General features: G+C 71.8%; 12 protein-coding genes and 1 riboswitch. Of the genes, 3 read left to right on the plus strand and 9 right to left on the minus strand.

The window, feature by feature from the left end; all coding sequences use genetic code 11:
- The first annotated feature begins 170 nt into the window (after positions 1 to 170).
- The 3 genes from ACIPXB_RS28600 to ACIPXB_RS28610 all read left to right on the plus strand — a co-directional run bounded on the left by ACIPXB_RS28600 (position 171) and on the right by ACIPXB_RS28610 (position 3,008).
- Positions 171 to 947, plus strand: a complete 777-nt coding sequence (locus tag ACIPXB_RS28600; RefSeq protein WP_401454374.1) for an ABC transporter ATP-binding protein — start codon at positions 171 to 173, stop codon at positions 945 to 947.
- The gene (locus ACIPXB_RS28605) at positions 929 to 2,002 is read left to right on the plus strand and encodes a hypothetical protein (protein WP_401454375.1); all 1,074 of its coding nucleotides are present in this window, start codon (positions 929 to 931) and stop codon (positions 2,000 to 2,002) included. Before ACIPXB_RS28600 ends, ACIPXB_RS28605 begins: the two co-directional genes overlap by 19 nt.
- Positions 2,003 to 2,105: 103 nt before the next feature.
- A complete protein-coding gene (locus ACIPXB_RS28610; protein WP_401454376.1) occupies positions 2,106 to 3,008 on the plus strand; it encodes a hypothetical protein in 903 nt (300 codons plus the stop codon).
- Here the strand turns inward: ACIPXB_RS28610 and ACIPXB_RS28615 are convergent.
- The 9 genes from ACIPXB_RS28615 to rpsB form a co-directional block, all read right to left on the minus strand.
- Complete coding sequence (locus ACIPXB_RS28615; RefSeq protein ID WP_401454421.1) at positions 3,005 to 4,054, minus strand: ABC transporter ATP-binding protein; 1,050 nt, start codon at positions 4,052 to 4,054, stop codon at positions 3,005 to 3,007. The two genes, ACIPXB_RS28610 and ACIPXB_RS28615, sit on opposite strands and share 4 nt — an antisense overlap.
- A gap of 14 nt (positions 4,055 to 4,068) precedes the next feature.
- Positions 4,069 to 5,721 carry an ABC transporter permease gene (locus ACIPXB_RS28620; protein WP_401454423.1) on the minus strand — a complete coding sequence of 551 codons (1,653 nt, stop codon included), beginning with the start codon at positions 5,719 to 5,721 and terminating at the stop codon, positions 4,069 to 4,071.
- Between the two features lie 107 nt (positions 5,722 to 5,828).
- Positions 5,829 to 6,935, minus strand: a complete 1,107-nt coding sequence (locus tag ACIPXB_RS28625) for a thiamine ABC transporter substrate binding subunit (protein WP_401454377.1) — start codon at positions 6,933 to 6,935, stop codon at positions 5,829 to 5,831.
- 83 nt (positions 6,936 to 7,018) lie between these two features.
- Positions 7,019 to 7,128: riboswitch (TPP riboswitch) on the minus strand.
- 58 nt (positions 7,129 to 7,186) lie between these two features.
- A complete protein-coding gene (gene rlmN / locus ACIPXB_RS28630) occupies positions 7,187 to 8,299 on the minus strand; it encodes a 23S rRNA (adenine(2503)-C(2))-methyltransferase RlmN (RefSeq protein WP_401454378.1) in 1,113 nt (370 codons plus the stop codon).
- Between the two features lie 104 nt (positions 8,300 to 8,403).
- On the minus strand, positions 8,404 to 9,387 hold the full coding sequence (locus ACIPXB_RS28635) for a phosphatidate cytidylyltransferase (RefSeq protein ID WP_401454379.1): 984 nt from the start codon (positions 9,385 to 9,387) through the stop codon (positions 8,404 to 8,406).
- Positions 9,387 to 9,944 (minus strand): ribosome recycling factor, encoded by a 558-nt coding sequence (frr, locus tag ACIPXB_RS28640; protein ID WP_401454424.1) that lies wholly within the window; start codon positions 9,942 to 9,944, stop codon positions 9,387 to 9,389. The genes ACIPXB_RS28635 and frr overlap by 1 nt, the downstream gene beginning before the upstream one ends.
- A gap of 97 nt (positions 9,945 to 10,041) precedes the next feature.
- The gene (gene pyrH / locus ACIPXB_RS28645; RefSeq protein WP_401454380.1) at positions 10,042 to 10,824 is read right to left on the minus strand and encodes a UMP kinase; all 783 of its coding nucleotides are present in this window, start codon (positions 10,822 to 10,824) and stop codon (positions 10,042 to 10,044) included.
- A 163-nt stretch (positions 10,825 to 10,987) separates the two neighbouring features.
- Complete coding sequence (gene tsf / locus ACIPXB_RS28650; RefSeq protein ID WP_401454381.1) at positions 10,988 to 11,821, minus strand: translation elongation factor Ts; 834 nt, start codon at positions 11,819 to 11,821, stop codon at positions 10,988 to 10,990.
- Between the two features lie 132 nt (positions 11,822 to 11,953).
- A complete protein-coding gene (gene rpsB, locus ACIPXB_RS28655; protein ID WP_401454382.1) occupies positions 11,954 to 12,841 on the minus strand; it encodes a 30S ribosomal protein S2 in 888 nt (295 codons plus the stop codon).
- Positions 12,842 to 12,941 lie beyond the last annotated feature (100 nt).

Genomic DNA, 12,941 nt, shown 5'->3' on the forward strand with positions numbered 1-12,941 from the left:
GAACACCTGAATACCGGTCCGACCACACGGCCCGGACCCCCCGTTCGAGTGAGAACGAGGGGTCCGGGCCGTGTGCTGTGCGCAGCCAACACGTTCATCTCTTTAGATGGCTCCGCGGCGCCAGTGACCGATCAGGCTCCGCTTCGTTCCCCCGGACGGAGGTGTACGCCATGGTGGCTCCACCGGACAACGCCCCACCGGATAATGACGTCCTCTGGGCACGGTCCCTGCTCTACTCGCACAGGGGGTCCCCCCGGATGAAGTCCGGGGAGGGCTCGCCCGGCATCATCGGTGTCTCGGTCAGCGTCCGCGAGGGTGAGGTCCTCGCCGTCACCGGCCCGCGCGGCTGCGGCAAGACGACGCTGCTGCGCTGCCTGTCGGCACAGCTCGTGGCCGACGAGGGCGAGGTCTGGTTCAACAGCGTGCCCGTGCACACCATGGGCGCGCTGGCCCGTGAGCGGCTGCGCCGCGACCGGTTCGGCTGGATCGGCCCCGAGCCGCAGCTCCTGCCCGAGCTGCGGGTCTGGGAGAACGCGGCGCTGCCGCTGCTGGTCGCCGGGGCCCGGCACCGCGACGCCAAGCGGGTCGCCGACGAATGGCTGGACCGCCTCGACATCGGCGCCTTCGCCCGCAAGCGCCCCGACGCCCTGAACACCACCGAGGCCCAGCGGGTCGCGCTCGCCCGGGCCCTGGTCAACGCCCCCGCGGTGGTCTTCGCCGACGAGCCCACCGCCCCGCTGCACCGTGCCGAGTGCGCGCTGCTGCTGCGTACGCTCACCACCGCGGCCCGCTCGCACGGCATCACCGTGGTGCTCGCCACCCACGACCCCGACACGGCCGCGGTCGCCGACCGGCATCTGGCCCTGGTCGACGGCCGCCCGGCCGGGACCGCCGGTACCCGGCCCACCGACACGGAAGGCCAGGCCGCGTGCTCGCTCTCCGCCTAGCCCGCGGCTCGCGGCCGCTCGTCCAGCTGCGCCGGCTGCTGGTCGCGGCCGCCGCCGCGGGATCGGGGTTCCTGCTGCTGTACGTGCTCGGCGACGCCCTGGAGGGTTCTGCCGGATCGTTCCCTCGCCTGCTGTGGGCGCTGGTCCCGCTGGCGGCGACCGTGCAGCTGGCGGTCGCGGTGGCCCGTACGGATCCCGCGACCCGGCCCCGCGGGGGCATGGACGCGGTGGGGCTGGGACCCGTACGGCGGCAGCTGGTCGCGGCGGTGTCCACGGCGCTCTCCTGCACCCTGGGCAGCGCGCTCGCCCTCGCCGCGTTCCTGCACCTGCGCGGCGACCTGTCCGGGCTTCCCTTCGACGGGGCGGGCGCCACGCTCCTCCACGCGCAGCAGCCGTTGCCGGTCGCGGGCGTCCTCACCCTGCTGGCCGTCGTGCCGCTGACCGCCTCGGCCGCCGTCGCGCTCGCCCTGCGTCCGCACCCGCCGCGCGCGCCGCAGGCCGAGCTGCCCTGGGGGATCACACTGACCGCGTGCGGGCTGGCCGTCGAGGCGTACGCCGGGCGCGGCACGGCCGGGATGCTCGCGGGCTGGTCGCTGACCGCCGTCGGGCTGGCCCTGGCCGGGCCGGGGCTGGCGTACCTGTGCGGGACCCTGGTCCAGGCGGTACGGCCGGGCGCGCTGCGGCTGCTGGCGGGGCGGGCCCTGCAGGAGGAGGCCGGCCGGGTCGGCCGGCCGCTCGGCGTGCTGTGCGCGGTGGCGGCGGGCTGGCTCGCCGTACCCGCCCTGCGCGCCGGTGGCGGGGCGCCGCCCCCGCTCGGCCCGCTGACCGTCCCGGCCGCCGTCCTGGTGGCGCTGTGCGCGGCCGCGACCCTGCTGACCTCGGCGGTCGAGGCCCGCCAGGCCCGGTCCGCGGCCCGCGCGGCCCTGCTGGACCTCGGGACGCCCGGCAGGGTGCTGCGCACCGCGGCGACCCTGCGGGCCACGGCCCTGTTCGTCGTGTGCGCGCCGCTGAGCTGGGCCGTCGCCCAGCTGACGGCGGTCGCGCTGACCCGCTGACCCGCCGCGCGGGAAGCTGTTGAGTCAACGAGGCAACGCGACGGCCCGTTCCTGCGTCTGGCAGAGGTACCGCACAACCTGCCAGACGTGAACGGAGCCCTCGGTGCTCATAGGCCTGCTTACCGCCATCGCGGCGTCCATCTGCTACGGCACGGGGTCCGTGCTGCAAGCCGTGGGCTCGCGCCGGGCCGCCCGCTCGACCCCGGCCGACGCCGGGGTGACCCAGCACGGCGGGCCCAACCTGGCGTCCACCGCGAAGGCGGCGATGACCTGGGAGTTCATCGTCGGCACCATCCTCGACTTCGTGGGCTTCGGACTGGGCGCGCTGGCCGCGCGGCTGCTGCCGCTGTTCCTGTCCCAGACCGTCATCAGCGCGAACCTCGTCGTCACGGCGGTCCTGAGCGTGAAGATGCTCGGCATCAGGCTCACGCGCAAGGAGTGGACCTCGATCGGCGTCGTCTGCGGAGCGCTGGTGCTGCTGGCCAGCGCCGCCGGCCACGAGGGCAGCGGTTCGACCCCGGTCTCCACGCACTGGTGGCTGCTGGCGGTCACCCTCGTGATCATCGTGGGCGGCACCGTCGCGGTCCGGCTGCTGGGCGCCCGCGCCGCGATCCTGGCCGGTCTGCTCTCGGGCCTCGGCTTCGGCGCGCTGGGCGTCGGCGTCCGCATCCTCGACGGCGTCGACCCGTTCGACCTGGGCACCCTCGTCTCCGACCCGGCCCTGTACGCCATCCTGGTGGCCGGCTTCGGCGGCATGTACCTGCACACGGTCGCCCTGCAGATCGGCTCGGTCAACGGCGCGACCGCCGCGCTGGTCGTCGGCGAGACGGTGCTGCCCGGCGCGATCGGCGTCCTGTGGCTGGGCGACGCCTCCCGCGCCGGCTTCGCCTGGCTGGCCGTCCTCGGCTTCGTCCTGGCGGTGGCGGGCGCGGTGGCCGTCGCCTGGTACGGCAAGCACAACGCCGCCGAGGAAGAGCGGACGCCGGCCCCCGTACCCGTCGGCTAGGCCGACTCCGCCTCCGCCCCCGCCGGCAGGACCACGACCTGGTCCGGCGCGAAGCGGACCGCGACCGGGTCGCCGGCCTCCGGCGCCCGGGCGAGGTCGCACTCCGCCTCGAGCACCGGGCCGTCGGCCGGCCGCAGCGTCAGGGTGACGTGACCGCCCCGGAAGGTGCGGGCCTGCACCACGCAGTCCAGGCCCGAGGAACCCAGGCCCGAGGAGTCCAGCGTGACGCCCGCGGGGCGGACCAGCAGCCGGTGTTCGCCCTGCGGCGAGCCGGGCGGGACCGGGATCCGCCCCCACGGGGTGGTGGCGGCCGTCCCGGAGACGGTGGCCGGGACCACGTTCTCGAAGCCCAGGAACCGGGCCACGAACTCCGAAGCCGGCCGCCGCCAGACCTCCAGCGGCGTGCCCGCCTGCGCGATGTGCCCGTCGCGCATCACCACCACCCGGTCGGCCAGTGCGAAGGCCTCGCCCTGGTCGTGGGTGACGGCCAGCACGGTCGTCCCGAGCCGGGAGAACAGCGCGCGCAGTTCGACGACGAGCCGTTCGCGCAGGCTCCGGTCGAGCTGGCCGAGCGGCTCGTCGAGCATCAGCAGCCGCGGCGAGGGGGCCAGCGCGCGGGCCAGCGCGACCCGCTGCTGTTCGCCCCCGGACAGGGAGGCGACGGGCCGGCGCTCGGCGCCCGGGAGGCCCACCAGCTCCAGCAGTCCGGCCACCTGGCTCTCCGACGCGCTCCGCGCGAGCCCCCGCATGCGCAGGCCGAACGCCACGTTGCGGCCGACGTCACGGTGCGGGAAGAGCTGGTGGTCCTGGAACATCAGGCCCACGCCCCGCCGGTGCACGGGCACGGCGGCCTGGTCGGCGCCGCCGAGCAGGACCCGCCCGGACGCGACCGGCTGCAGGCCGGCGATCACCCGCAGGAGCGTGGACTTGCCGCTTCCGCTGGGCCCGAGCACGCACACGATCTCGTGCTCGGCGACGTCGAGCGAGACCGCTTCGACGACCGCCCGCTCGCCGAAGCGGACCGTCACCGCGTCCAGGGCCAGCAACGGCGTGGCACTCATCAGAACTCTCCCGAGGTCGTGGCGGGTCGCAGCCGCTCCAGCGCCAGCAGGGACACCGCGCACACCAGCATCAATATCGTGCTCAGGGCCATCGCCTGTCCGTAGTTGAGCTCCCCCGCCCGCCCCAGCAGCCGGGCGACGGCCACCGGCAGGGTGGGAGCGTCGGGCCGGGCGATGAAGACGGTCGCGCCGAACTCGCCGAGCGAGACCGCGAAGGCGAACCCGGCCGCGATCAGCAGCGCCCGCCGCACCAGCGGCAGGTCCACCTCCCGCCAGGCCCGCCACGGGGAGGCGCCGAGCACCGCCGCGGCCTCCCGCAGCCGGGCGTCCACGGCCCGCAGCACGGGCAGCATGGTCCGTACGACGAACGGCACGCCGACCAGGGCCTGGGCCAGCGGCACCAGGATCCACGAGGTCCGCAGGTCCAGCGGCGGCTCGTCCAGCGTGATCAGGAAACCGAAGCCGACGGTCACCGCGGACACGCCCAGCGGGAGCATCAGCAGCGCGTCGAAGCCGCGGACGAACGGGCCCGCGATGGGGGTGCCCCCGCTCGAGCGAGGCCGAGCGTGGGGGAGGGTCAGGGCGGCGGCCGCGAGCCCGCCGATCAGCAGGGCGATCACGGTGGCGGCCAGGGCGTACCGCAGGGAGTTCCCGATCGCCTCCAGCGGCGGTACGAGGAAGGTCCCGCCGCCCGCGCCCGCGTCCCCCAGCGCCCGGTAGAAGCCGAGGCCGTAGCCGCCGGGGGTGTCGAAGGAGCGCTCGACGAGCACGGCCAGCGGCGCCACGATCAGCACCGCGATGGTCGCCAGCACCCCGCCGAGCAGGGTGCGCTGCGCCCAGCCGTGCGGCCGGTGGGCGGTCCGGGCGGGGTCCACCAGCCGCAGCGCCCGCTCGCGCCGGCGCACGGTCCAGGCGTGCAGGGCGAGGATCGCGCCGATCGCCGCGAACTGCACCATCGTCAGCACGGCCGCCGTCGACAGGTCCAGGAGCTGCGCGGTCTGCCGGTAGACCTCCACCTCGAGGGTGGCGTACGCGGGGCCGCCCAGGATCAGGACGACGCCGAAGGAGCTGAAGGTGAAGAGGAACACCATCAGCGAGGCGGCGGCGACCGACGGGGCCAGCGCGGGCAGCGTCACGCGCCGCCAGGCGGCGAACCGGCCGGCGCCCAGCACCCGCGCGGCCTCCTCCTGGCGCGGGTCGAGCTGCGCCCACAGGCCGCCGACCGTGCGGACGACGACGGCGTAGTTGAAGAAGACGTGCGCGAGGAGGATCGCCCACACGGTGGTGTCGAGGCGGACGCCCACCGTCTCGTCCAGCAGACCGCCGCGGCCGAGCAGGGCGAGGAAGGCGGAGCCCACCACCACGGTCGGCAGGACGAAGGGAACGGTCACCACGGCCCGCAGCACCTGCTTGCCGGGGAACTCGAAGCGCGCGAAGACGTAGGCGCCGGGAAGCGCGATCAGCAGGGTGAGCGCGGTGGAGACGAACGCCTGCCAGGTGGTGAACCACAGCACGTCGGCGATGTCGGGGCGGCCCAGCACCTCGCCGAAGCGGCCGAACTGCCATCCGGCATCGGTCCTGAGGCCCCGCCCGACGATGGCCGCCACGGGGTAGGCGAAGAAGAGCGCGAAGAAGGCGAGGGGCAGCGCCAGCAGGGCGAGCCGGACGAGCGTCGCCCGGGTCCCCTCGCCCGGTGCCGCGCCGGGACGCGGCGCGGCGCCCCCAGGCGCCGCGCCCGTTCTCCCGCCCTTGCCGCCGCCTACTTCACGACGGTCGAGGTCCATGCCTTGACCCACTGCTCACGGTTCTTGGCGATCGCTTCCGGAGTGACGGTCTCCGGCTTGTCGATGACCACACCGTGCCGGGTGAACAGCTCCGGCAGCGCGGCGTCCGTCGTCACGGGGTTGACGAACATCTGCAGCGGCATGTCCTCCTGGAACTTCTTGCTGATCAGGAAGTCCACGAGCGCCTTGCCGCCCTCTTCGTTCCTGCCGCCCTTGAGCAGCCCCGCGAACTCGATCTGGCGGAAGCAGGTGCCGGTGGCGACGCCCGTCGGGGCCTCGGCCGGCCGGGGCTCGCCGTACAGCACCTCGACCGGCGGGCTGGAGGCGTAGGAGACGACCAGCGGACGGTCGCCCTTGGCCTTCTTGCCGCCGGCGGAGCCGGAGAAGCGCTCGTTGTAGGCCTGCTCCCAGCCGTCGACGACCTCGACACCGTTGGCCTTCAGCTTGGCCCAGTAGTCCTTCCAGCCCTCCTCCCCGTACTTGCCGACGGAGGCGAGCAGGAAGCCGAGGCCGGGCGAGGAGGTCGCCGCGTTCTCGGTGACCAGCAGGTTCTTGTACTCGGGCTTGATCAGGTCGTCGAGGGTCTGCGGCGGGACGAGCTTCTTCTCGGCGAAGTACGCCTTGTCGTAGTTGACGCAGATGTCGCCGGAGTCGACGGGGGTGACCCGGTGCTCCTTGTCGAGCACGTACTCGGGCTTCACCCGGTCCAGGCCCTTGGCCTCGTACGGCGTGAAGATGCCGTTGTCGAGGGCGCGGCTGAGCAGGGTGTTGTCCACGCCGAAGAAGACGTCGCCGCGCGGCGAGCCCTTGGTGAGGATCTCCTGGTTGAGCGCGGCGCCCGCGTCACCGGACTTCAGCACCTTGACGGTGTAGCCGCTCTGCTGCTCGAACTCCTTGAGGACCGTGTCGGTCACGTTGAAGGAGTCGTGCGAGACGAGCGTGACGGTCCTGGACTTCGGCGAGCCGCTCGTGGCCGTGCCCTTGTCCTTGTCCTTGGCGTCCCCGCCGCCGCACGCGGCGAGCGTGCTGACGCCCAGGGCCGCGGCGAGCGCGGCGCCCGCCATTCTCTTGGTGGTGCTCACTGGTGTATTCCTCCTGGGATGTCCAGGAGAAGACGCGGCCCTGCCCGGCGTCGGTGGAGCGGTCGCCGGGCAGGGCGCAACAGCATGAGTGGTGACCGAACTTCCTACCCCGAATGACCGGGGCGAGGTTCAGAGGGTCTGCGGATGACGGTTCCCGCACTCTCAGCGCTGTGGCGCTCCCCTGTCGGAATATGAAATTGGTTCGGCCACAGGGTACCCCGTGGCCGAATCCCGCCGGAGGGAGCCGGAAGCTAGCGCTCCGAGGCGGCCAGCTGGCCGCAGGCGCCGTCGATCTCCTGGCCGCGGGTGTCCCGTACGGTCACGGGCACGCCGTGCCGGGCGATGGCCTCCACGAAGGCCCGCTCGTCCTCGGGCCGCGAGGCGGTCCACTTCGAGCCCGGCGTGGGGTTCAGCGGGATCAGGTTGACGTGGACACGCTTGCCTTTGAGCAGCTTGCCCAGCAGGTCGCCGCGCCAGGCCTGGTCGTTGATGTCGCGGATCAGGGCGTACTCGATGGAGATCCGGCGGCCGGACTTCTCGGCGTACTCCCAGGCCGCGTCGAGAACCTCGCGGACCTTCCAGCGGGTGTTCACCGGGACCAGGGTGTCGCGCAGCTCGTCGTCCGGGGCGTGCAGCGAGACCGCGAGGCGGCACTTGAATCCCTCGTCGGCGAAGCGCAGCATCGCCGGGACCAGACCGACGGTGGAGACCGTGATGCCGCGCTGGGAGAGGCCCAGACCGTCGGGCTCGGGGTCGGTCAGGCGGCGGATGGCGCCGACGACCCGCTTGTAGTTGGCCAGCGGCTCGCCCATGCCCATGAAGACGATGTTGGACAGCCGCGCGGGTCCGCCGGGGACCTCGCCGTCGCGCAGGGCCCGCATGCCGTCGACGATCTGGTGCACGATCTCGGCGGTGGACAGGTTGCGGTCCAGGCCGGCCTGGCCGGTGGCGCAGAACGGGCAGTTCATGCCGCAGCCGGCCTGCGAGGAGATGCACATGGTGACCCGGTCGGGGTAACGCATCAGGACCGACTCGACGAGCGTGCCGTCGTGCAGCTTCCACAGGGTCTTGCGGGTGGTGTCGTCGTCGCAGGAGATGTGCCGTACGACCGACATCAGGTCGGGCAGCAGCTCCTGCTGGAGCTTCTCGCGCGAGCCGGCCGGGATGTCGGTCCACTCGGCCGGGTCGTGCGCGTACCGCGCGAAGTAGTGCTGGGAGAGCTGCTTGGCCCGGAACGGCTTCTCCCCGATCGCGGCGACCGCCTCCCGGCGCTCGGCGGGGGTGAGGTCGGCCAGGTGCCGCGGGGGCTTCTTGGCTCCGCGAGGGGCGACGAAGGTGAGCTCTCCCGGTGCGGGGCGGGCCATGGCAGGTACTCCTCGTAAGACGAAAGGCGCGCCGCAGAAGCAGCGCGCCCTTCCAGGGTAACGGCTGGGACCCGCACGGGTCCCTGATCAGCCTGCGACCATGATCAACTGGTGCCGACGAAGGCCGCCAGCAGCAGCCACACCACCGGTGCCGTCGGCAGCAGGGAGTCCAGGCGGTCCATGATGCCCCCGTGACCCGGGAGCAGGGTGCCCATGTCCTTGATGCCCAGGTCCCGCTTGATCATCGACTCGCCGAGGTCGCCGAGCGTGGCGCTCACGGCGACCGCGAGCCCCAGCAGCAGACCCTGCCACCAGCTGCCGCCGTCGACCAGGAACTCCATGCACAGCGCGCCGGCCGCCATGGCGAAGGCGACGGCGCCGAGCAGGCCCTCGCGGGTCTTGCCGGGGCTGATGCGCGGGGCGAGCTTGTGCTTGCCGAAGCGCCAGCCGACCGCGTAGGCGCCGGTGTCGCTGACCACGGTGAGCACCAGGAAGGTGACCACCCGCTGCGGACCGTCGTCCGCGGTGAGCATCATCGCCACGAAGGTCGCCAGGAACGGCACGTAGAACGCGGCGAAGACACCGGCCGTGACGTCCTTGAGGTAGTCCTCCGGCGGCTCGGTCATCCGCCATACGAGCACCGCGAGCGCCGTGAGGGCCATGGCCACCCACGCGCCCTCGGCCCCGCGGACGTATCCGGCGATGACCATGGCCGCGCCGCCGACCGCGAGCGGTACCAGCGGCGCCTTGATGCCCTTGCGTTCCTGGAGCCGGGACGTCAGCTCCCACAGGCCCACGACGACCGCGACGGCGACGACGCCGACGAAGACCGCCTTGACGATGAAGAGCGAAGCGAAGATGACCGCGCCGAGGCCGACGCCGACCCCTATGGCGGCGCGCAGGTCCCGCCCCGCCCGCTTCCTCTGCGGAGGCTGCGAGGAGGCCTGCGGGGCCTGCGATGGTGGCGTGGGCATGGGCTCCTGCGGCGGCGTCTCGGCACGGACCGGGGGGCCGCCCGGAAGGGCGGCCCCCCGATCATAAGCCGGACCCGCGGCAACCGGCTCCGCGGCCCAGGGAGAGTCGTTCATCAGACCTCGAGGAGCTCGGCTTCCTTGTGCTTGAGCAGCTCGTCCACCTGCGCGACGTACTTCGCGGTGGTGTCGTCGAGCTCCTTCTCCGCGCGGCGCACCTCGTCCTCGCCCGTCTCCTTGTCCTTGACGAGCTTGTCGAGGGCATCCTTCGCCTTGCGGCGCACGGAACGGATGGAGACCTTGGAGTCCTCGGCCTTGGTGCGCGCGACCTTGATGTAGTCGCGGCGGCGCTCCTCGGTGAGCTCCGGGAAGGTCACCCGGATGATGTTGCCGTCGTTGCTGGGGTTGACACCCAGGTCGGAGTCGCGGATGGCCTGCTCGATGTTGCGCAGCGCGCTCTTGTCGAACGGGGTCACCACGGCCATGCGCGGCTCGGGCACCGAGAAGGAGGCCAGCTGGTTGATGGGCGTGAGGGCACCGTAGTAGTCCGCCACGATCTTGTTGAACATCGCCGGGTGCGCACGGCCGGTGCGGATCGCGGCGAAGTCCTCCTTGGCGACCACGACGGCCTTCTCCATCTTCTCCTCGGCCTCGAGGAGGATTTCTTCGATCACCACGTGCTCCTGCATGTCAGATATGGATGGTTCAGGCGGGCGGCGCCGGCCTCGCGGCCGGCGGGACGCTCGGGGCGGCGCCCGGGGCTCGGGGGCACTACGCCCGGGTGCCCTCGTCGCTCACGAGCGTGCCGATCTTCTCACCCTTGACCGCGCGGGCGATATTGCCCTCGGCGAGCAGCTCGAAGACCAGGATCGGCAGCTTGTTGTCGCGGCAGAGCGTGATGGCGGTGGCGTCGGCGACCTTGAGGTCGCGCGAGAGCACCTCGCCGTACTCCAGCGCGTCGAACTTGACGGCGTCCGGGTTGGTCTTCGGGTCGGAGTCGTAGACCCCGTCCACGCCGTTCTTGCCCATGAGAAGCGCCTCGGCGTCGATCTCCAGGGCGCGCTGCGCGGCGGTGGTGTCGGTGGAGAAGTAGGGCATGCCCATACCGGCGCCGAAGATCACGACGCGGCCCTTCTCCAGGTGCCGCACGGCACGCAGCGGGATGTACGGTTCCGCGACCTGGCCCATGGTGATGGCGGTCTGGACGCGGGAGTCGATGCCTTCCTTCTCCAGGAAGTCCTGGAGGGCGAGGCAGTTCATGACGGTGCCGAGCATGCCCATGTAGTCGGACCGGGCACGGTCCATGCCGCGCTGCTGCAGCTCGGCGCCTCGGAAGAAGTTGCCGCCGCCGATGACGACCGCGATTTCCGCGCCGTCGCGGACCACGGCCGCGATCTCGCGGGCGATGGCGTGCACGACGTCGGGGTCGACACCCAGGCCGCCGCCGCCGGAGAAGGCCTCGCCGGACAGCTTCAGCATGAAGCGGCGGCCTGCCTTCTTGTCGTGGTCGCTCTTGTCGTCGGAAGCGGTGTGGGGGTCCACGCCCTGATTCATGGAGATCTCCTCGTGCACATACGAAGAAGGCCATTGCCGGTGGGTCCTTGCGGTTCCCTCTACGGCAATGGCCTCCTCGTCAGATCTGCGGTCGTCCTGCGCGAACGCGGACGACTGCCTCAGACCCTACCGGGGTCCGGGTGTCCGTCGCGTACGGACGGACTCAGATGCCGACCTTGATGCGGGTGAAGCGCTTCAGGGTGACACCGGCCTCGTCCAGGATCTGCTGGACGGACTTCTTGTTGTCCAGCGCGTACGGCTGGCCCAGCAGCGTGGCCTCCTTGAAGAAGCCGTTGACGCGACCCTCGACGATCTTCGGGAGCGCGGCCTCGGGCTTGCCCTCGGCGCGGGTGGTCTCCTCGGCGACGCGGCGCTCGGACTCGATGACCTCGGCCGGGACGTCCTCCTTGGAGAGGTACTTCGGCGCGAAGGCGGCGATGTGCTGCGCGATGCCGCGAGCGACGTCGCTCTCCTTGTCGAACTCCACCAGAACACCGATCTGCGGCGGCAGGTCGGGGTTCGTGCGGTGCATGTAGGCGTGGACGAAGCCGTCCTTGTACTGCGCGAAGCGGTCGAGGACGATCTTCTCGCCGAGGTTGGCGTTGGCCTCGTCGACGAACGCCTGGACGGTCTTGCCGGCCTCGATCTCGGAGGAGAGCAGGGCCTCGATGTCAGCCGGGGAGGTGGCGACGACGTGGTCGGCGATGGTCTTGGCGACGGCCTGGAACTTCTCGCCCTTGGCGACGAAGTCCGTCTCGCACTTCAGCTCGACCAGAACACCGGCGGAGGCGTCCTCGGCGATGACGGAGACGATGGCACCGTTCTCGGCGGACCGGCCCTCGCGCTTGGCGACGCCCTTCTGGCCCTTGATGCGCAGGGCCTCGACGGCCTTGTCGACGTTGCCCTCGGACTCGTCCAGAGCCTTCTTGCAGTCCATCATGCCGGCGCCGGTGAGCTCGCGGAGCTTCTTGACGTCAGCGGCGGTGTAGTTCGCCATGAGTCTGTGATTCTCTCTCGAAGTCGTAGATCTACGGGTGAACGGCGGGGGCCGGTGCCGTGGCACCGTCCCCCGTCGTCATCGTCCGCGCTGCGAGTGCCCGGCGGGTGAACGCCGGGCGCTCACAGTGGGTCAGGCCTGCTCGGCCTCGGCGGCCGGAGCCTCGGCAGCCGGAGCCTCGTCGGCCGCGGGGGCCTCGGCGGCGGGGGCCTCGGCGGCGGCCGGAGCCTCGTCAGCCTTCTTCTCACCCTCGAGCAGGTCGCGCTCCCACTCGGCGAGCGGCTCGCCGGCGGCCTTGTCGCCCGGCTTCGAGTCACCGGTGGCGACGCCGGAACGGGCGATGAGGCCCTCGGCGACGGCGTCGGCGATCACGCGGGTGAGCAGGGTGACGGAGCGGATCGCGTCGTCGTTGCCCGGGATCTTGTAGTCGACCTCGTCGGGGTCGCAGTTGGTGTCGAGGATCGCGACGACCGGGATGTGGAGCTTGCGCGCCTCACCGACGGCGATGTGCTCCTTCTTGGTGTCGACGATCCAGACGGCGCTCGGCACCTTCTGCATCTCGCGGATACCACCGAGGGTCTTCTCCAGCTTGGCCTTCTCGCGGGAGAGGACCAGGAGCTCCTTCTTGGTGAGGCCGGAGGCGGCCACGTCCTCGAAGTCGATCGCCTCGAGCTCCTTCAGACGCTGAAGGCGCTTGTAGACGGTGGAGAAGTTGGTGAGCATGCCGCCCAGCCAGCGCTGGTTGACGTAGGGCATGCCGACGCGGGTCGCCTGCTCGGCGATCGCCTCCTGCGCCTGCTTCTTGGTGCCGACGAACATGATGGAGCCGCCGTGCGCGACGGTCTCCTTGACGAACTCGTAGGCGCGGTCGATGTACGACAGCGACTGGAGCAGGTCGATGATGTAGATGCCGTTGCGCTCGGTGAAGATGAAGCGCTTCATCTTCGGGTTCCAGCGACGGGTCTGGTGACCGAAGTGGACGCCGCTTTCCAGCAGCTCCCGCATCGTGACGACGGCCATGGCCGTATCTCCTTGAATTCTCGGTTGCATCCTGACGCCCCGCCGCGTCCTGCCCCCGAGAAGGGGACCGAGGGACGCTGTCACCGTTGCCGCTGCGGGC

The sequence above is a fragment of the Streptomyces sp. NPDC090022 genome (genome assembly GCF_044748145.1).
In the GTDB taxonomy this organism is placed as follows: Bacteria; Actinomycetota; Actinomycetes; order Streptomycetales; family Streptomycetaceae; genus Streptomyces.

What these genes read in the sequence shown, in the direction of transcription:
- ACIPXB_RS28600 (WP_401454374.1), top strand. Translation starts at nt 171, where the DNA reads ATGGTGGCTCCACCGGACAACGCCCCACCGGATAATGACGTCCTCTGG.
- rlmN (WP_401454378.1), bottom strand. Translation starts at nt 8,299, where the DNA reads ATGGCCCGCCCCGCACCGGGAGAGCTCACCTTCGTCGCCCCTCGCGGA.
- ACIPXB_RS28635 (WP_401454379.1), bottom strand. Translation starts at nt 9,387, where the DNA reads ATGAACGACTCTCCCTGGGCCGCGGAGCCGGTTGCCGCGGGTCCGGCT.
- pyrH (WP_401454380.1), bottom strand. Translation starts at nt 10,824, where the DNA reads ATGAATCAGGGCGTGGACCCCCACACCGCTTCCGACGACAAGAGCGAC.
- tsf (WP_401454381.1), bottom strand. Translation starts at nt 11,821, where the DNA reads ATGGCGAACTACACCGCCGCTGACGTCAAGAAGCTCCGCGAGCTCACC.
- rpsB (WP_401454382.1), bottom strand. Translation starts at nt 12,841, where the DNA reads ATGGCCGTCGTCACGATGCGGGAGCTGCTGGAAAGCGGCGTCCACTTC.